Consider the following 22016-nt stretch of genomic DNA (forward strand, 5'->3'; position numbering starts at 1 on the left):
AAGCCCGGGAGGAGCCCGCCCCCCGCCCCCGCGGCGAGGGTGGTGGTGTTGTCGGTGTCCTCGGACGCGATCTCGGCGCCCGCGGCGACGGCTCCCTGGGGGACGACGGTGGTCTGGCCCGCGGTCTGGGCGGAGACGTCCGTGGCGGTCACCGGCTTGGCGGTGGAGGGCTCGGGCTTCGGAGCCGGGGTCTCCTCCGTGACCTGGTAGTCGAGGGTGCAGCCCTTGGGGAGGGCGGGGAAGTCGGCGAAGCCGGACGGGACGTCGTTGCCGCCCTGGGTCTTCCATTCGAAGACGGGCTTGGCGCTGCTGGGGTTGTTGATGCGGGAGAGGTAGTCCGACGAGCCCTTGGGGTTGGTGCGGGTCAGGGTGCGGGTCCAGGTGTCGGCGGGGTCGGCGCCGTGCATGACGACCTTGGGGCCCTTGGGGGACATGGTCAGGTCGGCCTGCAGTCCGGCGCCGAGGTTGACCTGCTTGACCTTGGAGACGCAGTCCGCCGGGGCCGTCGGGGCCGTCGCCGCCTGCGGCAGCGGGTAGGACTTGGTCGTGCCGCCCTTGGCCACTGAGAGGGACGGGTGCGCGGAGTCCTTCCCGACGAGCTCCAGCTCCAGGCCGTTCACCGAGGCCTTGAGGTGCTCGACGTCCAGCGTGGCGAGCACCCGGCCCGTGTAGCCGTCGCCCGGCTTCCAGTCGTCGGAAACGGCGCGGATCCAGGCCTCGGGACCCTCGGACTTGTTGCGCAGCACCGCGACGACGCCCGTGCCGATCAGGACAGGGGTGCCGGCGTAGCGGTCGGGAACGGTCGCGGCGACGGCCGCCGCGGCCGGTGCGGTGGTCGTGGCCGCGTACGCGGTGCCCGCGATCGGGGCGAGGAGGGCACCGGCGAGGACGGCGGTGGCGATGGAGGCACGGAGGGCGGTACGCATAACGACTCCTGGAAGCGCTGTCTTGGGAGGGTGGAGGAGAGTCGCATGCCGCGGTTTTCTCTGTCGGTGAGAGCCGGGTGAGTGTCTGGCGGGCTGCTGAGAACAAAGTTACGGATCTTGTTCGCGCGGACGATCCGGCTCCTGTCACAGATCCGTGACGGAGAGTGGAGGTGTCGATTCCATAGCGGATCCGGGGGCGGGGGTGACAGGTCGCTACGCGCGTAGATATGCTCATCTGGTGACCATGCCCACCACCCTCACCGCATTCGCTGACGTGACGACGTCCGACAGTGCGCTGCGCCGCTTCCTGTACGGGCTGCCCGGCGTCGACGCTGTAGGACTGGAGGCCCGCGCGGCCTCCCTCGGCACCCGTTCGATCAAGACGACGGCCAAGGCGTACGCCATCGACCTGGCCATCTCGATGATCGACCTGACGACGCTGGAAGGCGCGGACACCCCGGGCAAGGTCCGGGCGCTCTCCGCCAAGGCCGTCAATCCCGATCCGACCGACCGTACGACCCCGATGACGGCCGCCGTCTGTGTCTACCCCGACATGGTGGCCACGGCGAAGGCCGCGCTGAACGGCGCCGACGTCAAGATCGCCTCCGTCGCGACCGCCTTCCCGGCCGGCCGCGCCGCCCTGCCCGTCAAGCTCGCGGACACCCGTGACGCCGTCGCCGCCGGCGCCGACGAGATCGACATGGTCATCGACCGTGGCGCCTTCCTCGCCGGCCGCTACCTGGAGACGTACGAGCTGATCAAGGTCATCAAGGAGGCCTGCGTCCGCGAGGACGGCAGCGCCGCGCGCCTGAAGGTCATCTTCGAGACCGGCGAGCTGTCGACCTACGACAACATCCGCCGCGCCTCCTGGATCGGCATGCTCGCGGGCGCCGACTTCATCAAGACGTCGACCGGCAAGGTCGGGGTCAACGCCACGCCGGCGAACACCCTGCTCATGCTCGAAGCCGTACGCGACTTCCGCGCGCAGACCGGAATCCAGATCGGCGTGAAGCCGGCCGGCGGCATCCGCACCACCAAGGACGCCATCAAGTTCCTGGTCCTGGTCAACGAGACCGTGGGCGAGGACTGGCTGAGCAACCACTGGTTCCGCTTCGGCGCCTCCAGCCTGCTCAACGACCTGCTGATGCAGCGCCAGAAGCTGAGCACCGGCCGTTACTCCGGTCCCGACTACGTGACGGTGGACTGATCACCATGGCATCTGTATTCGAGTACGCACCGGCTCCCGAGTCCCGCTCGGTCGTCGACATCGCCCCCTCCTACGGGCTCTTCATCGACGGTGAGTTCACCGACGCCGCCGACGGCAAGGTCTTCAAGACCGTCTCGCCGAGCAGCGAGGAGGTGCTGGCCGAGGTCGCCCAGGCCGGCGCCGCCGATGTGGACCGCGCCGTGAAGGCCGCGCGCAAGGCCTTCGCCTCCTGGTCCGCGCTGCCGGGCTCCGAGCGTGCCAAGTACCTCTTCCGCATCGCCCGGATCATCCAGGAGCGCAGCCGCGAGCTCGCCGTCCTGGAGACCCTGGACAACGGCAAGCCGATCAAGGAGACCCGCGACGCGGACCTCCCGCTGGTCGCCGCGCACTTCTTCTACTACGCGGGCTGGGCCGACAAGCTCGACCACGCGGGCTACGGCCCGAACCCGCGTCCGCTGGGCGTGGCCGGCCAGGTCATCCCGTGGAACTTCCCGCTGCTGATGCTGGCCTGGAAGATCGCCCCGGCGCTCGCCACCGGCAACACCGTCGTGCTGAAGCCCGCCGAGACGACCCCGCTCTCCGCGCTGTTCTTCGCGGACATCTGCCGCCAGGCGGGCCTGCCCAAGGGCGTCGTCAACATCCTCACCGGCTACGGCGACGCGGGCGCGGCCCTCGTCGAGCACCCGGACGTCAACAAGGTCGCCTTCACCGGCTCGACCGCCGTGGGCAAGAAGATCGCCCGCCACGTCGCCGGCACCGACAAGAAGGTCACCCTGGAGCTGGGCGGCAAGGGCGCCAACATCGTCTTCGACGACGCCCCCATCGACCAGGCCGTCGAGGGCATCGTCAACGGCATCTTCTTCAACCAGGGCCAGGTCTGCTGCGCGGGCTCGCGCCTGCTGGTCCAGGAGTCGATCCACGACGAGCTGCTGGACTCCCTCAAGCGCCGCCTCTCCACGCTGCGCCTGGGCGACCCGCTCGACAAGAACACCGACATCGGCGCGATCAACTCCGCCGAGCAGCTCGCCCGGATCACCGCGCTCGCGGAGACCGGTGAGGCCGAGGGCGCCGAGCGCTGGTCCCCGGCGTGCGAGCTGCCGTCCTCCGGCTACTGGTTCGCCCCGACGCTCTTCACGAACGTCACCCAGGCGCACACCGTCGCCCGCGACGAGATCTTCGGCCCGGTGCTGTCCGTGCTGACCTTCCGTACGCCCGACGAGGCCGTCGCCAAGGCCAACAACAGCCAGTACGGCCTCTCCGCCGGCATCTGGACGGAGAAGGGCTCGCGCATCCTCGCGGTCGCGAACCAGCTCCGCGCCGGAGTCGTGTGGGCCAACACGTTCAACAAGTTCGACCCGACCTCGCCCTTCGGCGGCTACAAGGAGTCGGGCTTCGGCCGCGAGGGCGGCCGCCACGGCCTGGAGGGCTACCTCGATGTCTGAGTCGACCCGTCTGAACGTCTTCAAGACCTACAAGCTGTACGTCGGGGGCAAGTTCCCCCGCTCCGAGAGCGGCCGGGTGTACGAAGTGACGGACTCCAAGGGCAAGTGGCTGGCCAACGCCCCCCTGTCCTCCCGCAAGGACGCGCGTGACGCCGTCGTCGCGGCCCGCAAGGCCTTCGGCGGCTGGTCCGGCGCGACCGCGTACAACCGCGGGCAGATCCTCTACCGCATCGCCGAGATGCTGGAGGGCCGCCGCGAGCAGTTCGTCCGTGAGGTCGGCGAGGCGGAGGGCCTGTCCAAGTCGAAGGCCGGCGCGGTCGTCGACGCGGCCATCGACCGCTGGGTCTGGTACGCGGGCTGGACCGACAAGATCGGCCAGATCGTGGGCGGGGCCAACCCGGTCGCGGGTCCGTTCTTCAACCTCTCCACCCCGGAGCCGACCGGTGTCGTCACGGTCGTCGCCCCGCAGGACTCGTCCTTCCTGGGCCTGGTCTCGGTGATCGCCCCGGTGATCGCGACGGGCAACACCGTCGTCGTCATCGCGAGCGAGAAGTCCCCGCTGCCGGCGCTCTCCCTGGGCGAGGTGCTCGCCACCTCCGACCTGCCCGGCGGCGTGGTCAACGTGCTGTCCGGCAAGGCCGGCGAGATGGGCCCGCACCTGGCGTCCCACCAGGACGTCAACGCGATCGACCTGGCCGGGGCCGACGCGGCGCTGGCCAAGGAGCTGGAGGTCGCGGCGGCCGACAACCTCAAGCGCGTCCTGCGTCCACAGCCTGTGGACGACTGGAGCGCCGATCCGGGCACGTCGCGCATGACGGCGTTCCTGGAGACCAAGACCGTCTGGCACCCCACCGGGTCGCTGGGCGCGGGCGGCTCGTCCTACTAGCCCTCCCCGGACAGGCCCCGTACGAGACCGGCCCCGGCAGCGTCCCCCGCGCTGCCGGGGCCTTCGCGTGCCCGCGGAAGGCGTGTCTACCGCTTCGGGAGCACCGGACCGAGCAGCGAGGAGGCGGCCGCGGTCGGCAGCTCGCCCACCGAGGGCCCCTGGGTGAGGATCCCGGTGACCATGCCGGTCCCGACGGAGGGGAAGTCGGCGACCTTCGTGGCGACGCCGTTGTCCAGCGGGTCCACGCCGGTGTGGGCGAGCGGATTCACCTTGAGGTTCGCGATCGGGTCGGCGACCCCGGACAGGGCCGCCGGGATGTCGAGTTCACCGGCCTGCGCCCCGCCTGCGGCCATCGCCAGGGCCGCACCGGCCATCGAGACGGTCAGTCCGGCGCTGCGGAGCCGGTTCGGAAGGGAAGGGGCTGCGTGACGTGCCATGGAGATCCCGCCTGAGGTCGTGGTCGCGTGCGCACGCAGCGTAGTTGAGGTGTGTTCCTGGACACCAACCGGCCACCGGGAGGATCCCCTACCCGGGGGAATGGTTCAGACTGGTGTCCCGTGAGCTCCCCCTCTACTTCGCCGACCCGAGTCGTCCTGCTGACCGGTCCGTCGGGCTCCGGAAAATCCTCGCTGGCCGCCCGCTCAGGGCTGCCCGTGCTGCGCCTCGACGACTTCTACAAGGAGGGCGTCGATCCCACCCTCCCGCTCGTCGACGGCAGCTCCGACATCGACTGGGACTCCCCGCTGTCCTGGGACGCGGACGCGGCGGTCGCCGCGATCGCCGAACTGTGCGCGGCGGGGCGGACCGACGTCCCCGTCTACGACATCGCGACGAGCTCCCGCACGGGCACCGAGAGCCTCGACATCGCCCGCACCCCGCTGTTCATCGCGGAGGGCATCTTCGCCGCCGACGTGGCCGCCCGCTGCCAGGAGCTCGGCCTCCTCGCGGACGCCATCTGCCTGCGGGGGCGCCCCTCGACGACCTTCCGTCGCCGGTTGGCCCGCGATCTGCGGGAAGGCCGCAAGTCGGTGCCGTTCCTGCTGCGCAGGGGCCTGCGGCTGATGCGTGCCGAACGCGGCATCGTGGCCCGCCACGTCGCCCTGGGCGCGCACGCCTGCGCCGGCGACGAGGCCCTCGGCCGCCTGGCGGCGGCCGCGGCGGGCCGCCACCGCGCGACGACCCCCGCGTAGGCCGTCCGGTCGCCGGACCCTCAGCGGCGGGACCAGCGCTCCGTCAGGGTGGTGAGCGCGGCCGCGGCCCGGTCGAGGCCGCGGTCGTCGCCGCGGAGCGTCTTGTTCAGCTCGACGTGCAGGAAGCGGGACCGCCGGTCGGCGGCGGTCCGGCCCTGTTCGTTCTCCCGGCCGGCGAGCTTGCAGCGCGCGGAGTACGCCGTGCAGACCTCCAGGCCGTCGCGCCGCAGCGCGGCGGTCAGCAGTTCGGCGTCCGCGACGGCCCTGTCACCGGCTCCCGTGGAGACCACCGCGTCACGCCCGCGGAACGACTCGTCGGCGAAACCGTGCAGCTGGACCCCCGGCAGGTTCCTCCGGGCCAGCTCCTCCACCACCCCGTGGAAGACCGAGTCGTCGCGGTGCGCCACGTCGGCCGCCCCGTCCTCGCCGGCGTCGCGGCGGGCCCCCGCGAGCACGAGCACCCCGCCGGGCGCGCCGCGCAGCACCCGTGCCCCCAGGAGTTCGGTGCGGGCATCGGCGACGGGGTGGGGGACCTGGACCGACCAGCGTGCGGGCCCCTCCAGGTCGACGTACACCCGGCCCCAGCCGCGGCTGGTGTGGCCCGATTCACTCACCCGGTCCGCCACCTCGGCGTACCGGCGTCCGGTGGCGGCGTCCGTGACGGTGCGGAGGGTGAAGTCGATCTCGGACAGGCCGGTCCGCGCCGCTTCCGGATCGCCGTCGAGCAGGTGGGCGAACGCCCCGGTGAACGCCAGTCGTTCCTGCTCGGTGGGGGTGCGGTAGCCGCCGCTCGCGCCGAAGCCGGTGGTGAACTCGGCGATCCGCCGCTCCAGGTCGGTGCCGGCGGAGCGCTGGGGAGCGGGACCGGCCGGGCGGGCCGGCGGTGCGCTTCCCGGGCCCGCCACCCAAAGCATCAAAACGGCACAAAAAGTGATGAAGGTGCCGCACAGAGCCGCGATCGTTATCCGCCTGGTCCGTGGAGCGCTCATAGTCGTACGAAAATAGCGGAGTGATGCCCTCCGCTTTCCGTCCCTCCGTTCGTCGCTCCGGCCCGCCCGTCCTCGTGACCGGGACCCGTCGGCGGACCGGCCCGCGCTGACCGCACGCGCCGAGGCCCTCGCGGCACTCCCCGCGCGCACCGCAAGCCCAGATCATCACACCTAGGCCGCACCGGCTCCAGGACAGAACGAAGAGGAGCCCGCGTTGGCCGCGTTGCGACCGAAGCGGCGGCACCGGACCCGCCGTCGGGCCGACATGTCGCTGCTGGGCGGCATCCGCCCGCCCATCGCCGCCCTGTCCGCCCTGCTGCTGGCCCTCGCCGCCCTCACCGCGTTCCAGCTCGGTCACGTGGGCCGGGAGACCGTACCGCCGGCGGTCCTCACCTCCCAGCAGTACTTCGCCGAGGACGGCGCCATCGCCCTGCGCGCCTCCCTGGACGAGAGCATCACGGACATCGGCAGGACCGCCTCCCTGTTCAGCTCCGGCGAACCGGTCTCGCCCGACTCCGTGCTCGACAAGCTCGGCAGCGTCTACCAGAAGTGGCGCGGCACGGCCGTGATCGAGATCAAGTCGGGCCGACTGGAGGCGCAGCGCGGCGAGAACCTCCCGCTGACCGCCCTCGACCTGACCGCGCTCGACGGGGAGTCCGGCCTCGCCCCCCGCATGGTCCGGCTGGAGAACGGCGAGACCCGCCTGCTCACCCTCGCCCTGCTGTCCTGGCCCGACCGCCCCCAGCAGCTCCTGGTCGCCTCCAGCAGCCTGAAGGTCCCGGGCATCAGCCTGGGCAGGTCCCGCGCCATCGCCGTCCTCGACTCCTCCGGCCAGGTCCTCGGCAGCGACGGCGTCGGTGGGTCCGGGCAGGAGAGGAAGCAGCTCGCGAAGTTCGCGAAGACCGTCGCGCAGAAGGCCGAACGGCACCCCCTCCAGGCCAAGGAGCCCGGCTCCGGCGGTTTCGCCGGCGTCAGCGGCAGCCTGCTCGGGGACGCCAGGGACGGCCACCGCTCCGTGGCCGGCTACGCGAAGCTCACCGGGTCGCAGCCCGGCGTGGGCACCGATGCGACCGCCCTCGGCCTCACCGTCGTCTCGTTCGTCAGCGTCGCCGAGGAGCGTTCCGCCGCCGTCGACTCCTTCTTCTGGATCGCCGCGTCCGCCGCCCTGCTGGTGCTCGGCGCACTGGCCGTGGCCCTGCTCGTGACCACCGTCCAGCGCCCGCTGATCCAGCTGTTCCTGGAGAGCCGCCGGATCGGCCGCGGTGACCTGCACCGGCCGGTCACCCTGCCCAAGTACGGCGAGGCCGCCCGCATCGGCGCCGCCCTCGACCGGCTGCGCCGGCAGCTCCTCGGCGAACCCGCGGCGCAGACCGAGGCCCCGCGCGGGGGCCGCCGCTCCCGCATCGGGACCCGCGCCCTCCTCGCCGTGTGCGGGATCCTGCTCCTGGCGTGGTCGGCGCCGCTGCTGCTGACGCTCAACCGCGCGGGAGACTCCGTAGCCGTGCCCAGGTCGATCGTCGACGACCAGCGCGAACGCACCGACACCCTGGCCGACCGGGTACGCCGCGCCCTCAACGAAGGACACGCCGACCTCACCTCCGTCGCCTCCGTCATCAGCGACAGGAACAGCCCCGGCGAGCTGACCGAGCTGCTGGAGCGCACCCGCAACCAGCACGGACGCTACGCGTCCCTCTACGTCCTGGGCGCCGACGGCACCGTCCTCGCCCGCACCGGCGGCACACCCCACCACCCCGCCGGCCAGGGCCCGTCGAAGCAGCCCGTGACCCTCGTCGACAGCGGCAACCGACCGGTCATCACCGAGTACGCCGAGGCACCCGGCCTGGCGGGCGCCGCCGTGGTCGGCGAGCTGCGCATCGACTTCCTCAACGCCCTGCTCAAGCGGCCCGGCCTCGGCGAGGTCCGCGTCGTCGACGCCGAGCACCGGGTGATCGGCGGCAACAACGGCTACCTGGCCTTCGCATCGCTGTCGGACCCCGCGCTCGACGCCCTGGTGAAGGCCGCGAACGAGAAGAGCGGCGCGAACGACAAGACGGGGAAGGGCCCGCACGCCCAGAGCGCCCTGCTCCGCGAGGGCGGCGTCGCCGTCGCCGCCGCCGCGCCGATGACCGGTGGCGGCGCGGCCCAGCCCCTGGACTGGACCGTCGTCACCCGCCAGCCCGCCAAGGGCCTGGAGATCCCCGCGTACACCGTGCAGAACCGCACCGTCCTCGCCGGACTGCTCGGCCTCACGGGCGCCGCGGCCTGCCTCGGCTGGATGCACATCATCGTGGTCCGCCCGCTGCGCGACCTCGCCCGCCGTGCGGAGGCCCTGGCCGACGGCGACCGCCGCACCGTCGTCTACCCGACCCACCACGACGAGGTCGGCGCCGTCGCCCGCAGCCTCGAAGTCATCCGCCATCAGCTGCCGGCGCAGCGCAAGCGGGACGCCGTCGGCGGCGCCACCGGCCGGACGCCCGGCCCTGCCACCCCGGCCGGAAGGACCTGACCCGTGCTCTTCCTCTACTGCGTGCTGCTCTTCAGCTGCCTGGTCATGCTCGTCGCGGGCGTCGTCGAGCAGCGCCGGCACTACGCCAACCTCGCGCACATACCGAACCGGGTGCTCGTCAACGGCATCCGCGGCAAGAGCTCCATCACCCGGCTGTGCGCGGGAGCCCTGCGCGGCGGCGGACTGGTGACGGTCGCCAAGACCACCGGCACCGCGGCCCGCTTCATCCACCCGGACGCCACCGAGGAGCCCGTCCACCGGAAGTTCGGCATCGCCAACGTCGTCGAACAGATCGGCATCGTCCGGCGTGCCGCCGCCTACCGACCGCACGCGCTGGTCATGGAGTGCATGGCCGTCATGCCCGCACTCCAGGAGATCAACCAGTCGAAGCTGATCCAGTCGACCATCGGCGTGCTGTGCAACGTCCGCGAGGACCACGTCGCCGAGATGGGCCCCACCCTCGACGACATCGCCCGCTCCCTGTCGCGCTCGATGCCGCACGGCGGAATCTGCGTCACCGCCGAGCGGGAACGCTTCCACGTGCTCCAGGAGGAGGCCGACGCGCGCGACTGCACCCTCGTCTACGCCGACCCCGACACGGTCGGCGACGACGAGCTGCGCGGCTTCAGCTGGTTCACCTTCAAGGAGAACGTCGCCATCGCGCTCACCGTCGCCGAGCTCCTCGGCATCGACCGTGAGACCGCCCTCCAGGGGATGTACGACGCCCCGCCGGACCCCGGCGTCCTCTCCGTCGAGCGGTACGTGGCCCCCGGCGGCAAGCGGCTCCGCTTCGCCAACGTCTTCGCCGCGAACGACCCCGAGTCCACGCTGATGAACATCAACCAGCTCCTCGACCTCGGCGCCGTCGACCGCCCCCTCAACGTCGTGATCAACTGCCGCCCCGACCGCGTCGAACGCAACGGCCAGATGGGCGCGATCATTCCGGACCTGATGCCCGACAAGGTCTTCGTCATCGGGCACCCGGCCAAGAGCGCCATCGACGCGATCCCGGCCGAGTGGCGCGGGCGCGCCGTCGACCTCGGCGGCGACCAGCGCGACGGCGAGGAATTCATGAACGAGCTGCTCGGCCACCTGAGCCCGAGCTCCTCGCTCGTCGCCATCGGCAACATCCACGGCCAGGGCGAGATCCTCCTGGAACACCTGGCGGAACTCCCCGGCTTCGAGGACGAGCCCGACGAGCCCGACGAGCTCGACCGGCCCGGCCGGGCGGAGCCCTACGGGGCGGCCCCGGACCGCGAGCCCCCCGTACCCCGGCAGGCCGCCCCCGCGCAGCCGCCGTACGTGCCGCACCTCGACCCGTACGCCGACCTCACCGCCGCCCAGGAGGCCCGGTACGCGCAGCCCCCGGTGCCGCGGCAGTACGTCCACCCGCCGCAGCAGCCCTGGCCGCCCCACCCGTACGAGCCCCACCCGTACGAGCCCCGACCGAACCCGCAGTGGCAGAGCCCAGGAGAACCCCGTTGATCCCCGCAGTCCTCACCCCCGAGATCGCCGCGATCGGCATCGCGCTGGGCCTGCTGTTCTCCCTGCTCTGCTACCTGACGACGAACCTCTCGCCCGGCGGCATGATCACCCCCGGCTGGCTCGCGCTCACCCTCATCGAGGACCTGCAGCGCGCCGCACTCGTCGTCGGCATCACCGCCCTGACGTACGCGCTCACCCTCGTCACCCAGAAGTTCGTCATCCTCTACGGCAAGCGCCTCTTCGCGGCCGTCGTCCTCATCGGTGTCCTCCTCCAGGCCACGGTGGTGATCGTGCTCCAGATGAAGTTCCCCCTGCTGTACGCGAACCAGACCCTCGGCTTCATCGTCCCCGGCCTGATCGCCTACCAGCTCGTCCGCCAGCCCAAGGGCGCCACCCTGCTCGCCACCGGCTCCGCGACCCTCATGACGTACGTCGTCCTGACCGCGGGCATCCTGCTCGGCTTCATGCCGCACGCCTGACCGACGCCGGCCCGACCACCCGCACCGCCCGGAGCACACCGATGACCGCCAAGTCCGCCCGCCGCACCCATCCCGTCCTGCACGCCGCCGTCGTGGCGCTCCTGCTGGCCGGCAGCGCGTACTTCACCTACGAGCTGCGCAAGGAGGAGCAGGCCAAGGCCCCCGCGGTGCTGCACGTCACCGACCGGGCGCACCAGGTCGGCGCCCAGGAGGGCGCCCAGAAGTGGGAGCGGCTCAAGAACCCGGAGCGCTCCGTCCTGCGCGGCGCGGACGGCGCCGTCCTCGCCACCTTCACGGACGGCGCGCGCACCGCGTCGCTCACCGGCAAGAGCCGCACCTTCACCGAGCCGGCCACCACCACGACCCGCGTCGTCACCGAGACCTGGGTCCGCCTGCTGCCGGAGGGCTGGCGACCGGGCGCGGAGCGCGAGCAGTGGTTCCAGGACTGGTTCAAGAAGTACTACGGGAGCGAGGAGGACGACCTCTTCGCCATCGCCTTCCAGTACGGGGACCAGGCACCGGTCAAGAAGGACGCGGCCGGCGTCCAGTACGCGGGCGACGCCATCTTCGGGCCGCTCAACCCGAACGGCTCCGAGGGCAACGACCTCCGCCTGGAGCAGTCGGACTTCTACGACTACCTCGGCATCCCGTACACCTTCCGCAACGGCACCACGGAACGACCGGAGAAGGCCAAGCACCGGGCCCTGGACTGCTCCGGCTTCATCCGCACGGTCTTCGGATACCGCGGCCGCTTCCCCCTGATGGCCTCCGACACCGCGGGCAACGGACTGCCGCGCACCGCCAACGGAATGGCCCGCTCGAAGGTCGGCGTGGACATCCTGGCCCTGGGGGGCGTCGGCCCGCAGGACCGGCCGGCCTCCGTCGACGTCCTCCAGCCGGGCGACCTGGTGTTCTTCAAGCTCGACGGGCGCACCGGCGAACGCCTGGACCACACCGGCATGTACCTCGGCAACGACACCGACGGGCACAAGATCTTCATCTCGAGCCGCGAAGAGGCCAACGGGCCCACCATCGGTGACAAGGGCGGCGCCTCCCGCCTCGACGGCAACGGCTACTACGCCGCCGCCCTGCGCAGCGCCAAGCGCCTGTGACCCGACCGCCCGCGCGGTCCGCCGGCGTGGCCGGCATATGAAAAGGCGGGATCAGGCGGACCCCCGTCCGCTCGATCCGGCCTTTTCCCCCCGCGGCCCCCGCCCCACCCCCGTAGGACGGGCCCCCTGGCCCGATGGCTTCTGTGTGTGCCGCGTTACGCGACGAGCTCCTCGAAGGACTCCGCCTCGTCACGGCCGAAGCTGAGCGCCTCGTCCTCCCGCAGGCGGCGCAGCGAGCGCCAGATGCTCGACTTCACGGTGCCGACGCTGATGCCGAGGATCTCCGCGATCTCCGGGTCCGTGCGGCCCTCGTAGTAGCGGAGCACCAGCATCGTGCGCTGCGGCTCCGGGATCCGGGTCAGGGCCTGCCACAGCACCGCGCGCAGTTCCGTACCGCGCATCGCGTCCGTGTCGGAGGCCGTCTCCGGCAGCTCCTCCGTCGGGTACTCGTTGAGCTTGCGCCGACGCCACGCGCTGATGTGCAGGTTCGTCATCGTGCGACGCAGGTAGCCGCCGACGGCCGCCTTGTCGCTGATCCGGTCCCAGGCGCGGTAGGTGGAGAACAGCGCGCTCTGCAGCAGGTCCTCGGCCTCGTACCGGTCGCCGGTGAGGTGGAAGGCCGTCGCGTACAGGGCGGCACGCCGCTCCTGGACGTACGCCGTGAACTCCGCCTCCGAGATGGAGGGAGAAGTCCGCTCGGTGGCGGGAACCGCCTGGTACTGGTTTGCGTCAATGGCTACGACGTGGGCCGGCCGGGGACGGGCGACCGCCACCGTACGGACACCCGCCCGGCGGTTCACATCGTGCAGCCGCGTGACAACCGCGCTGGTGCTGGTGCTGTGCAGCGTGTTCATCTCGCGCCCCCCGTCGTGGAGTGTCTCTGCTTCGGTCCGTTGTGCGTTGATAGAAGATTGCCCCGCCGACTTAACCGGGGTGTCCGTCGACTGTCACAGCCGTGTCACAGCGACTTCTGACAGGACCCCGACAGGATCACGTCGCGCGACGGTCGAACTCCCGACTGCCGATGGGACAGAATGAGCCCGTGCCTTTCCTGTTGCTGATCGAGGACGACGACGCCATCCGCACGGCCCTCGAACTCTCCCTGTCTCGCCAGGGCCACCGTGTGGCCACCGCGGCGACGGGCGAGGACGGCCTGAAACTGCTGCGCGAGCAGCGGCCGGACCTGATCGTGCTGGACGTGATGCTGCCCGGGATCGACGGCTTCGAGGTGTGCCGGCGGATCCGCCGCACCGACCAGCTGCCGATCATCCTGCTCACCGCGCGCAGCGACGACATCGACGTGGTGGTCGGCCTGGAGTCCGGAGCCGACGACTACGTGGTCAAGCCCGTCCAGGGCCGGGTCCTCGACGCCCGGATCCGGGCGGTGCTGCGCCGCGGCGAGCGCGAGTCGAGCGACTCGGCGAGCTTCGGCTCCCTGGTCATCGACCGGGCCGCCATGACGGTGACCAAGAACGGCGAGGACCTGCAGCTCACGCCGACCGAGCTGCGACTGTTGCTCGAACTGAGCCGCCGGCCCGGGCAGGCGCTCTCCCGCCAACAGCTGCTGCGGCTGGTCTGGGAGCACGACTACCTCGGTGACTCGCGGCTCGTCGACGCCTGCGTGCAGCGGCTGCGCGCCAAGGTCGAGGACGTGCCGTCCTCGCCCACCCTGATCCGTACCGTCCGGGGTGTGGGCTACCGCCTGGACTCCCCGCAGTGATCCGGTCGTTGCTCGCGGGCCGGCGCTGGACCAGCCTGCGGCTGCGGCTCCTCATGGTGTTCTGCCTGGTCGCGCTCACGGCCGCGGTCTCGGCCTCCGGCATCGCCTACTGGCTCAACCGCGAGGCCGTCCTCACCCGCGTCCAGGACGCGGCACTCGGCGACTTCCGGCAGGAGATGCAGAACCGGGCCGCCGCGCTGCCCGCCGATCCCACCGCCGAGGAGCTGCAGCGCACCGCCGAACTGATGGCGGGCAGCAGCCCCGGATACAGCGTGCTGCTGGTGCAGGTGGGCAAGGACAACCGGCAGATCTTCGGCGCGGCGGGGCCCGACTCCTTCGGGCTGGCCAACGTACCGAAGTCCCTGCAGAGCGCGGTGAACGACCGGCAGAAGACCACCGCCGCGAACGACTCCGAGTACCACGTCTACTGGCAGCGGACGAAGCCGCACGGCAATCCGTACCTGGTCGGCGGGACGCGCGTCGTGGGCGGCGGGCTCACCGGCTACATGTACAAGTCCCTCGCGCAGGAGCGGGACGACCTGAACGCGCTCGGCTGGTCGCTGACCATCGCCACCTGTCTCGCGCTGCTCGGCTCCGCCCTGCTGGCGCAGGCCGCGGCCCGTACCGTGCTCAAGCCCGTGCAGCGGCTCGGGGACGCGGCGCGGCGGCTCGGCGAGGGCGAGCTGGACCACCGCCTCGACGTGTCGGGCACGGACGAACTCGCCGACCTGTCGCACACCTTCAACAAGACGGCCGAGGCGTTGGAGAAGAAGGTCGCCGACATGAGCGCGCGGGAGGAGTCGAGCCGGCGCTTCGTCGCGGACATGTCCCACGAGCTGCGGACGCCGCTGACCGCGCTGACGGCCGTGGCGGAGGTGCTGGAGGAGGAGGTCGACGACCTCGATCCGATGATCGCACCGGCCGTGGCGCTCGTCGTCAGCGAGACGCGCCGCCTCAACAACCTGGTGGAGAACCTGATGGAGGTCACCCGCTTCGACGCGGGTACGGCCAAGCTGGTGCTGGACGACGTGAACGTCGCCGACCAGGTCACCGCCTGCATCGACGCCCGGGCCTGGCTCGACGCGGTCGAACTCGACGCCGAGCGGGGCATCGTGGCCCGCCTGGACCCGCGCCGCCTCGACGTCATCCTCGCCAACCTCATCGGCAACGCGCTCAAGCACGGCGGCTCGCCGGTGCGGGTGTCGGTGACGGTGGAGGGGGAGTGGCTGGTGATCGCGGTGCAGGACAACGGTCCGGGCATTCCCGAAGAGGTCCTGCCGCACGTCTTCGACCGGTTCTACAAGGCGAGCGCGTCACGGCCGAAGTCGGACGGCAGCGGGCTCGGCCTGTCGATCGCCGTGGAGAACGCGCACATCCACGGCGGCGACATCACCGCCGCCAATGTGCCGGGCGGTGGGGCGCTGTTCACGCTGCGGCTGCCGGTGGACGTGGGAAAGGTGCTCGCGGGTGACGAGGATGCGTAGGGCTCTGCCGGTGGTCGCGGTCCTGTTGCTCGCGACGTCGGCCTGCGGGATCCGGGCGACGACCGTGCCGGTGGACGTGGGCGCGGCGCCGTCGCGGGTGTCCTGCGACACCCAGGAGCAGCCGAGCGGGGTGCAGGGCTTCCGGGCCACGGTGGAACTGGTCTGCGGATCGCAGTTGGTGGGCGTGGAGCGCGTGGTTCCGGTGCCCGAGAAGAAGCCCGTACGGGACCCGCTGGCGATGGTCGCGCAGGCACTGCTGGAAGCGCTGGAGCGGACGCCGACCACGGAGGAGCGGGACGCCGGCTTCACGAGCGAGGTCCCGGTCGGGCTGTCGGCGGGAGCGGCGAGGCCGGGCGACCCGACGGGCACGGTGCGGCTCAGCCGCAAGCCGGAGGACCTGCCGCCGGTGGCGCTCTCGCAGATCGTGTGCACGCTGGCGGGCAGCGAGGCCCTGAAGGCGACCCCGGGCCCGGTGATCCTGGGCGGCCCGGACGTGGATCCGCCGCGGGCGTGGGAGTGCACGGACGCGGTCCGCTCCCGCCCGGAGTCGGTACCGACCCTGGGCGAACTGGCCACCCCCGCGCCCACGCCTTCCTGACGCGCCGCCGTCGCCGGGGGCGCTGCCCCGGAATCCCCGCGCCTCGAACGCAGGCGGGCCGGACATGCGAAGGCCCGGTCCCGCCGGACGGGGCGGGACCGGGCCGGGCAGGGGCCGAAGCCCCGGCTCTGCGGGCAGGAACTCAGATGCCCATGGCCGCCGAGAGGTCCTTCTTGATCGCGTCCAGGACCTCCTGGCCGCGGACGCGGGCCGGGGCCAGGTCGGAGGCCTCGGCCACCGGGACCACGACCTCCAGGTAGCACTTCAGCTTGGGCTCGGTACCCGACGGGCGGGCGATGACCCGGGCCTTGTACGCGCCGTCCAGGTAGTAGCGCAGGCCGTCCGTGGGCGGGAGGGTCTCCGTGCCCTTGGACAGGTCCTCCGCCGAGACCACCCGCAGACCCGCGAGCGACACCGGCGGCTGCGCGCGCAGCGCCGCCATCGCGTCGGCGATGATCGACAGGTCGGAGACGCGCACCGACAGCTGGTCCGTGGCGTGCAGGCCGTGGGCCATCGCCAGGTCGTCCAGCAGGTCGGTCAGCGTGCGGCCCTGCTCCTTGAGCACCGAGGCCAGCTCCGCCACCAGCAGGGCGGCGGTGACGCCGTCCTTGTCGCGGACGCCCTCGGGGTCCACGCAGTAGCCGAGCGCCTCCTCGTAGCCGTAGCGCAGGCCCTCGACGCGGGCGATCCACTTGAAGCCGGTGAGGGTCTCCTCGTAACCGACGCCCGCCGCCTCCGCGATCCGGCCCAGGAGGCTGGAGGAGACGATGGACTCGGCGAAGACACCCCGCGCACCCTTGTGGACCAGGTGCGCCGCCAGCAGCGCGCCGACCTCGTCGCCGCGCAGCATCCGCCAGCCGTCCGCCGTGGGCACGGCCACGGCGCAGCGGTCCGCGTCCGGGTCGTTCGCGATCACGATGTCGGGCCGGACCTCGGCGGCCTTCGCGAAGGCCAGGTCCATCGCGCCCGGCTCCTCCGGGTTCGGGAACGCCACGGTCGGGAAGGCCGGGTCGGGCTCGGCCTGCTCGGCGACGAGCACCGGTTCCGGGAAGCCGTGCCGGGCGAAGGCCGCCATGACGACGTCCTTGCCGACACCGTGCATGGCCGTGTAGACGGTCCGCACGCCCCGGGGGGAGCCGGGGGTCAGGACGGCGTCCGTACGCGCCAGGTAGGCCTCCAGGACCTCGTCGCCGAGTTCCTGCCAGCCCGACTCGGGGCGCGGTACGTCGGCCAGCTTCTCGACCGCCGCGATCTGCGTCGCGATCTCGGTGTCGGCCGGGGAGACGATCTGCGAGCCGTCGCCGAGGTAGACCTTGTAGCCGTTGTCCCGGGGCGGGTTGTGGCTCGCGGTCACCTCGACGCCGGCGACGGCGCCGAGGTGCCTTATCGCGTACGCGAGCACGGGCGTCGGCAGGGGGCGGGGCAGGAGGGCCGCGCGCAGCCCGGCGCCGGTCATGACGGCCGCGGTGTCGCGGGCGAAGTCCGCCGACTTGTAGCGGGCGTCGTAGCCGACTACGACCAGGCCGCCGTCGTGGCCCTGGGCCTTCAGGTAGGCCGCGAGGCCCGCCGCGGCCCGGATGACCACGCCGCGGTTCATCCGCATCGGGCCGGCGCCGATCTCACCGCGCAGTCCGGCGGTGCCGAACTGCAGGGTGCCCGAGAAACGGTCCGCGAGCTCCGCCGTGTCGCCGGCCTCGATGAGCGCGGCCAGTTCCGCGGCCGTCTCCGGGTCCGGGTCCTCGGCCAGCCAGGCCTGCGCCCGGGTGATCAGGTCGTCCTGTGCCTGTGCCTGTTCCTGCACTGCTTCCGCCTTAGCTCTCGTACGTCGATCAGATGCGGGCGAGGACCTGCGTCAGCAGCGTGCCCATGCGGGCGGCCGAGTCACGGCCGGCCTGGAGGACCTCTTCGTGGTTCAGCGGCTCGCCGGACAGACCCGCCGCCAGGTTGGTGACCAGGGAGATGCCGAGCACCTCGGCGCCGGCCTCACGGGCGGCGATGGCCTCCAGCACGGTGGACATGCCGACCAGGTCGGCACCCATGACGCGGATCATGTTGATCTCGGCCGGGGTCTCGTAGTGCGGGCCGGGGAACTGGACGTAGACGCCCTCTTCGAGGCTCGCGTCGATGTCCTTGCACATCGCGCGCAGGCGCGGCGAGTACAGGTCGGTGAGGTCGACGAAGTTCGCGCCGACGATCGGCGAGGTGGCCGTCAGGTTGAGGTGGTCGCTGATCAGGACGGGCTGGCCGGGCTTCATGCCCTCGCGCAGACCGCCGCAGCCGTTGGTCAGGACGACGGTCTTGCAGCCGGCGGCGACGGCGGTGCGCACGCCGTGGGCGACGGCGGCGACGCCGCGGCCCTCGTAGTAGTGGGTCCGGCCGAGGAAGACCAGGGCGCGCTTGTCGCCGATCTTGTACGAGCGGATCTTGCCGCCGTGGCCCTCGACGGCGGCGGGCGGGAAGCCGGGCAGCTCGGTGACGAGGAACTCGGCCTCGGGGGCGCCGAGCGCCTCTGCGGCGGGGGCCCATCCGGAGCCCATGACGAGGGCGACATCGTGGGTGTCCACGCCGGTCAGCTCACGCAGGCGGGCGGCTGCGGCGTCGGCGGCGGCGAAGGGGTCGGTAACAGATGCGTTCACGCGGACGAGCGTAACCGCTTCCGGCCTACGCGCGTAGATGGCACAGCTCACGGTGTTCGGATCGTTGCCTTGTCGTTTCCGCCGAATCGTCCCCGAGGGGGTGGCGGAGGTGTGGGCCGAAGGACCGGGGCTCCGCCCCGGACCCCGCGCCTCGATCGCCGGCGGGGCCCGAAAAGATCAGCAGGGGCGCTTGCGGATTTCCATCACGTAGTCGTGCGGGGCGCCCGCGGATTCGGCGGCGTCGGCGATCTCGCCGAGATAGCGGGCCGAGGGCAGACCGCCCTCGTAGCCGTTCAGGACGTACACCCAGGCCGCCTCCTCGCCGTCCAGCGTGTGCACACGCACCCGCATCCGGCGGTAGATGTCGAGTCCGACACCCTCCCAGCGGTCCATCGAGTCCTCGTCCAGCGGCGCGATGTCGTACAGGGCGACGAAGACCTGGTGGCGCGGCGCTTCGACGATCGTGGCGAGAGCGCCCTCCCAGCCCATCTGCTCGCCGCCGAAGGTCAGCCGCCAGTCGTTGATCCAGCCCGTGCCGCGCAGCGGCGAATGCGGAGCGCGGCGCGTCATCAGCCGCGGGTCGAGGTTGCCGGCGTACGCGGCGTAGAGCGACATGTGGTCGAGAGTACGGGAGGGGTGCCGGTGCACGCGTGCCCGGATGGTGGGACCGGGCGCGAAGCACCTTGAAGCGTGCGGGACAATGGGGCACGGAATGCATCCCCCGGGGAGACCCCCCGGAACACCGGCCGGGGCGGCAGCCGGCCGGGTAGACGTGAGGCGGACTTTTCGTGACCCGGATCGTGATCATCGGCGGCGGACCCGGCGGGTATGAGGCAGCCCTGGTGGGGGCCCAGCTCGGCGCGGAGGTGACCGTCGTCGACTGCGACGGTCTGGGCGGGGCATCGGTGCTGACCGACTGCGTACCCTCCAAGACTCTGATCGCGACCGCCGAGGTGATGACGACCTTCGACTCCTCGTACGAGGAGCTCGGCATCGTCGTCGCGGACGACACCCCGCACATCGAGCAGGCCGCGCGCGTCGTCGGCGTGGACCTCGGCAAGGTGAACCGGCGCGTCAAGCGCCTGGCGCTCGCCCAGTCGCACGACATCACGGCCTCCGTCACCCGGGCCGGCGCCCGCGTGGTGCGCGGCCGCGCCAAGCTCGGCGGACCGCAGGGCATCGACGGCACCCGGGACGTCATCGTCACGGCCGCCGACGGCTCCGAGACGATCCTGACCGCGGACGCCGTCCTGATCGCGACCGGCGGCACCCCCCGCGAGATCCCCGACGCCATGCCCGACGGCGAGCGGATCCTGAACTGGACCCAGGTCTACGACCTCGACGAGCTCCCCGAGGAGCTCATCGTGGTCGGCTCCGGTGTGACCGGCGCCGAGTTCGCCGGCGCGTACCAGGCCCTCGGCTCCCGGGTGACCCTCGTGTCCTCCCGTGACCGCGTGCTGCCCGGCGAGGACCCGGACGCCGCCGCCGTGCTGGAGGACGTCTTCCGGCGTCGCGGCATGAACGTCGTCGGGCGCTCGCGCGCCGAGTCCGCCAAGCGGGTGGGCGACCGGGTCGAGGTCACCCTCTCCGACGGCCGCGTGCTGACCGGTACGCACTGTCTGATGGCGGTCGGCGCGATCCCGAACACCAAGAACATGAACCTGGAGGAGTCCGGGGTCCGACTCAAGGACTCCGGGCACATCTGGACCGACAAGGTCTCGCGCACCTCCGCGCCCGGCGTGTACGCCGCCGGTGACGTCACGGGCGTCTTCGCGCTCGCGTCGGTCGCGGCGATGCAGGGACGCATCGCGATGTACCACTTCCTCGGTGACGCGGTGGCCCCGCTGAACCTCAAGACGGTCTCCTCCAACGTCTTCACCGACCCGGAGATCGCCACCGTCGGCTACACCCAGGCGGACGTGGACGCCGGCAAGATCGACGCCCGCATGGTGAAGCTCCCGCTGCTGCGCAACCCGCGCGCCAAGATGCAGGGCATCCGGGACGGCTTCGTGAAGCTGTTCTGCCGTCCGGGCACCGGGATCGTCGTCGGCGGCGTGGTCGTCTCCCCGCGCGCGAGCGAGCTGATCCACCCCATCTCGATCGCGGTCGACAACAATCTGACGGTCGAGCAGATCGCAAAAGCGTTCACCGTGTACCCCTCGCTCTCGGGCTCGATCGCCGAGGTGGCCCGTCAGCTGCACACGCGGAAGGCCGCCGGGGAGGCGTAATCCCCGCTAACCGCCGCACACCGTAAGGGGTTTGGGGCGGGGCGCCGTTTCGTGGCGAGATGTTCACGTAACTCTCCGGCTGCGTATACCACTAGTCGCCCCGCCTTATGGACAACTTCGGTATTCCGGCGCAAAGAGCTGAAAGCAGACGGTCGTTGGGGTTACTGTCAGTTTCGTGTTCGCTGCAGAACGTCGCCAATTGATCCTCGAAATGGTGCGGGCCAACGGAGCGGTTTCGCTCCGGGAGCTCGCCCGCGTCGTCCAGACCTCCGAAGTGACCGTACGGCGGGACGTGCGGGCACTGGAGGCAGAAGGACTCCTCGACCGCCGACACGGCGGTGCGGTATTGCCGGGCGGTTTCACGCGGGAGTCCGGCTTTCCGCAAAAGTCCCATCTCGCGACGGCGGAGAAGACCGCCATTGCCGATGTCGCCGCCTCCCTCGTCGAAGAGGGCGAGGCCGTCGTCGTCGGCGCGGGCACCACGACCCAGGAGCTGGCCCGTCGGCTCGCCCGGGTGCCCGGACTGACCGTCGTCACCAACTCGCTGCTCGTCGCCCAGGCCCTGGCCCACGCGAACCGGGTGGAGGTGGTCATGACCGGCGGCACCCTGCGCGGGTCCAACTACGCCCTCGTGGGCAGCGGAGCCGAACAGTCCCTCCAGGGGCTGCGGGTCTCGCGGGCCTTCCTGTCGGGCAGCGGTCTGACCGCCGAGCGCGGGCTGTCCACGTCCAACATGCTGTCCGCCAGCGTGGACCGGGCGCTGGTGCAGGCGGCGGCGGAGGTGGTGGTGCTGGCCGACCACACGAAGCTCGGCACCGACACCATGTTCCAGACCGTGCCCACCGATGTGATGACACGTCTGGTGACGGACGAGCCGCCGCCGCACGACGACCGGGCGGGTACGGAGCTGCAGGCGCTGGCGGACCAGGGCGTGCAGATCACCGTGGCCGGCGGAGCCGTGCCCTCCGGCGGTGTGGACGGGATGCAGGGGCGGCGGCCGCGCCGCGAGTCGCCGCTGCCGGTGCAGCGGCGGGGCGGGCCGACCGCGCAGCTGCGCAGTGCCGCCGGTGGGATGCTGGAGCCGCAGGCGGAGCGGGCCCGCGTGGCCGACATGCGCCGCCGCTGACT

Annotated in this window: 19 protein-coding genes and 1 pseudogene; 13 read left to right on the plus strand and 7 right to left on the minus strand. The window is 71.8% G+C overall.

Annotation, left to right across the window (positions count from 1 at the left end; genetic code table 11):
- Positions 1–926, minus strand: a pseudogene (locus AB8A24_RS11835) (hypothetical protein); the annotation flags it as partial.
- Positions 927–1170: 244 nt separating this feature from the next.
- On the opposite strand from AB8A24_RS11835, the gene deoC reads away from it, so the two are divergent.
- The 3 genes from deoC to AB8A24_RS11850 are packed head-to-tail and all read left to right on the plus strand — an operon-like array spanning position 1171 to position 4461.
- Positions 1171–2133 (plus strand): deoxyribose-phosphate aldolase, encoded by a 963-nt coding sequence (gene deoC, locus AB8A24_RS11840; protein ID WP_328965877.1) that lies wholly within the window; start codon positions 1171–1173, stop codon positions 2131–2133.
- 5 nt (positions 2134–2138) lie between these two features.
- Positions 2139–3575 carry an aldehyde dehydrogenase family protein gene (locus tag AB8A24_RS11845; RefSeq protein ID WP_033219643.1) on the plus strand — a complete coding sequence of 479 codons (1437 nt, stop codon included), beginning with the start codon at positions 2139–2141 and terminating at the stop codon, positions 3573–3575.
- Positions 3568–4461, plus strand: coding sequence for an aldehyde dehydrogenase family protein (locus AB8A24_RS11850; protein WP_328961955.1), 894 nt, complete (start codon positions 3568–3570; stop codon positions 4459–4461). The genes AB8A24_RS11845 and AB8A24_RS11850 overlap by 8 nt, the downstream gene beginning before the upstream one ends.
- An 86-nt stretch (positions 4462–4547) precedes the next feature.
- On the opposite strand, the gene AB8A24_RS11855 is transcribed toward AB8A24_RS11850, so the two are convergent.
- Complete coding sequence (locus AB8A24_RS11855; RefSeq protein ID WP_266380866.1) at positions 4548–4898, minus strand: hypothetical protein; 351 nt, start codon at positions 4896–4898, stop codon at positions 4548–4550.
- A 51-nt stretch (positions 4899–4949) separates the two neighbouring features.
- Here AB8A24_RS11855 and AB8A24_RS11860 point away from each other — a divergent pair, with 51 nt between their 5' ends.
- Positions 4950–5651: a uridine kinase gene (locus tag AB8A24_RS11860; RefSeq protein ID WP_078851016.1), complete on the plus strand. Its 702-nt coding sequence runs from the start codon at positions 4950–4952 to the stop codon at positions 5649–5651.
- Positions 5652–5671: 20 nt separating this feature from the next.
- Here AB8A24_RS11860 and AB8A24_RS11865 read toward each other — a convergent pair whose 3' ends face one another.
- Positions 5672–6565: a hypothetical protein gene (locus tag AB8A24_RS11865; RefSeq protein ID WP_328965876.1), complete on the minus strand. Its 894-nt coding sequence runs from the start codon at positions 6563–6565 to the stop codon at positions 5672–5674.
- Between the two features lie 289 nt (positions 6566–6854).
- Here AB8A24_RS11865 and AB8A24_RS11870 point away from each other — a divergent pair, with 289 nt between their 5' ends.
- The 4 genes from AB8A24_RS11870 to AB8A24_RS11885 are packed head-to-tail and all read left to right on the plus strand — an operon-like array spanning position 6855 to position 12222.
- Positions 6855–9146, plus strand: a complete 2292-nt coding sequence (locus AB8A24_RS11870; RefSeq protein ID WP_328961954.1) for a HAMP domain-containing protein — start codon at positions 6855–6857, stop codon at positions 9144–9146.
- 3 nt (positions 9147–9149) lie between these two features.
- A complete protein-coding gene (pgsB, locus tag AB8A24_RS11875) occupies positions 9150–10631 on the plus strand; it encodes a poly-gamma-glutamate synthase PgsB (protein ID WP_328961953.1) in 1482 nt (493 codons plus the stop codon).
- Positions 10628–11110, plus strand: a complete 483-nt coding sequence (locus AB8A24_RS11880; protein WP_030712455.1) for a poly-gamma-glutamate biosynthesis protein PgsC/CapC — start codon at positions 10628–10630, stop codon at positions 11108–11110. Before pgsB ends, AB8A24_RS11880 begins: the two co-directional genes overlap by 4 nt.
- Before the next feature lie 41 nt (positions 11111–11151).
- Positions 11152–12222 carry an NlpC/P60 family protein gene (locus AB8A24_RS11885; protein ID WP_328961952.1) on the plus strand — a complete coding sequence of 357 codons (1071 nt, stop codon included), beginning with the start codon at positions 11152–11154 and terminating at the stop codon, positions 12220–12222.
- Positions 12223–12377: 155 nt separating this feature from the next.
- Here the strand turns inward: AB8A24_RS11885 and AB8A24_RS11890 are convergent, their stop codons facing one another.
- Positions 12378–13076, minus strand: coding sequence for a SigE family RNA polymerase sigma factor (locus AB8A24_RS11890; protein WP_328961951.1), 699 nt, complete (start codon positions 13074–13076; stop codon positions 12378–12380).
- A gap of 188 nt (positions 13077–13264) precedes the next feature.
- On the opposite strand from AB8A24_RS11890, the gene afsQ1 reads away from it, so the two are divergent.
- From afsQ1 to AB8A24_RS11905, 3 genes are read left to right on the plus strand one after another with little or no spacing between them, the layout of a single operon-like run.
- Positions 13265–13942, plus strand: a complete 678-nt coding sequence (gene afsQ1 / locus AB8A24_RS11895) for a two-component system response regulator AfsQ1 (protein ID WP_063754818.1) — start codon at positions 13265–13267, stop codon at positions 13940–13942.
- A 53-nt stretch (positions 13943–13995) separates the two neighbouring features.
- Positions 13996–15426, plus strand: a complete 1431-nt coding sequence (locus AB8A24_RS11900; protein ID WP_328965875.1) for a HAMP domain-containing sensor histidine kinase — start codon at positions 13996–13998, stop codon at positions 15424–15426.
- Positions 15419–16024 (plus strand): hypothetical protein, encoded by a 606-nt coding sequence (locus tag AB8A24_RS11905; protein WP_328965874.1) that lies wholly within the window; start codon positions 15419–15421, stop codon positions 16022–16024. The genes AB8A24_RS11900 and AB8A24_RS11905 overlap by 8 nt, the downstream gene beginning before the upstream one ends.
- A gap of 142 nt (positions 16025–16166) precedes the next feature.
- Here AB8A24_RS11905 and AB8A24_RS11910 read toward each other — a convergent pair whose 3' ends face one another.
- From AB8A24_RS11910 to AB8A24_RS11920, 3 genes are all read right to left on the minus strand, one after another.
- Positions 16167–17825 (minus strand): phospho-sugar mutase, encoded by a 1659-nt coding sequence (locus AB8A24_RS11910; RefSeq protein WP_328961950.1) that lies wholly within the window; start codon positions 17823–17825, stop codon positions 16167–16169.
- 28 nt (positions 17826–17853) lie between these two features.
- A complete protein-coding gene (locus AB8A24_RS11915; protein ID WP_033219655.1) occupies positions 17854–18660 on the minus strand; it encodes a purine-nucleoside phosphorylase in 807 nt (268 codons plus the stop codon).
- Positions 18661–18837: 177 nt separating this feature from the next.
- A complete protein-coding gene (locus AB8A24_RS11920) occupies positions 18838–19275 on the minus strand; it encodes a gamma-glutamylcyclotransferase (RefSeq protein WP_030012228.1) in 438 nt (145 codons plus the stop codon).
- Positions 19276–19448: 173 nt separating this feature from the next.
- On the opposite strand from AB8A24_RS11920, the gene AB8A24_RS11925 reads away from it, so the two are divergent.
- Both AB8A24_RS11925 and AB8A24_RS11930 read left to right on the plus strand, forming a co-directional pair.
- Positions 19449–20888 carry an NAD(P)H-quinone dehydrogenase gene (locus AB8A24_RS11925; protein ID WP_328961949.1) on the plus strand — a complete coding sequence of 480 codons (1440 nt, stop codon included), beginning with the start codon at positions 19449–19451 and terminating at the stop codon, positions 20886–20888.
- A 175-nt stretch (positions 20889–21063) separates the two neighbouring features.
- Positions 21064–22014 carry a DeoR/GlpR family DNA-binding transcription regulator gene (locus tag AB8A24_RS11930; RefSeq protein ID WP_078909244.1) on the plus strand — a complete coding sequence of 317 codons (951 nt, stop codon included), beginning with the start codon at positions 21064–21066 and terminating at the stop codon, positions 22012–22014.
- The last annotated feature ends 2 nt before the right edge of the window (positions 22015–22016 follow it).

The organism is Streptomyces sp. BF23-19, from assembly GCF_041106355.1.
Lineage (GTDB): Bacteria > Actinomycetota > Actinomycetes > Streptomycetales > Streptomycetaceae > Streptomyces > Streptomyces virginiae_A.

What these genes read in the sequence shown, in the direction of transcription:
- deoC (WP_328965877.1), top strand. Translation starts at nt 1,171, where the DNA reads ATGCCCACCACCCTCACCGCATTCGCTGACGTGACGACGTCCGACAGT.
- AB8A24_RS11845 (WP_033219643.1), top strand. Translation starts at nt 2,139, where the DNA reads ATGGCATCTGTATTCGAGTACGCACCGGCTCCCGAGTCCCGCTCGGTC.
- AB8A24_RS11850 (WP_328961955.1), top strand. Translation starts at nt 3,568, where the DNA reads ATGTCTGAGTCGACCCGTCTGAACGTCTTCAAGACCTACAAGCTGTAC.
- AB8A24_RS11855 (WP_266380866.1), bottom strand. Translation starts at nt 4,898, where the DNA reads ATGGCACGTCACGCAGCCCCTTCCCTTCCGAACCGGCTCCGCAGCGCC.
- AB8A24_RS11865 (WP_328965876.1), bottom strand. Translation starts at nt 6,565, where the DNA reads ATGCTTTGGGTGGCGGGCCCGGGAAGCGCACCGCCGGCCCGCCCGGCC.
- AB8A24_RS11885 (WP_328961952.1), top strand. Translation starts at nt 11,152, where the DNA reads ATGACCGCCAAGTCCGCCCGCCGCACCCATCCCGTCCTGCACGCCGCC.
- AB8A24_RS11890 (WP_328961951.1), bottom strand. Translation starts at nt 13,076, where the DNA reads ATGAACACGCTGCACAGCACCAGCACCAGCGCGGTTGTCACGCGGCTG.
- AB8A24_RS11900 (WP_328965875.1), top strand. Translation starts at nt 13,996, where the DNA reads ATGGTGTTCTGCCTGGTCGCGCTCACGGCCGCGGTCTCGGCCTCCGGC.
- AB8A24_RS11905 (WP_328965874.1), top strand. Translation starts at nt 15,419, where the DNA reads ATGCGTAGGGCTCTGCCGGTGGTCGCGGTCCTGTTGCTCGCGACGTCG.
- AB8A24_RS11920 (WP_030012228.1), bottom strand. Translation starts at nt 19,275, where the DNA reads ATGTCGCTCTACGCCGCGTACGCCGGCAACCTCGACCCGCGGCTGATG.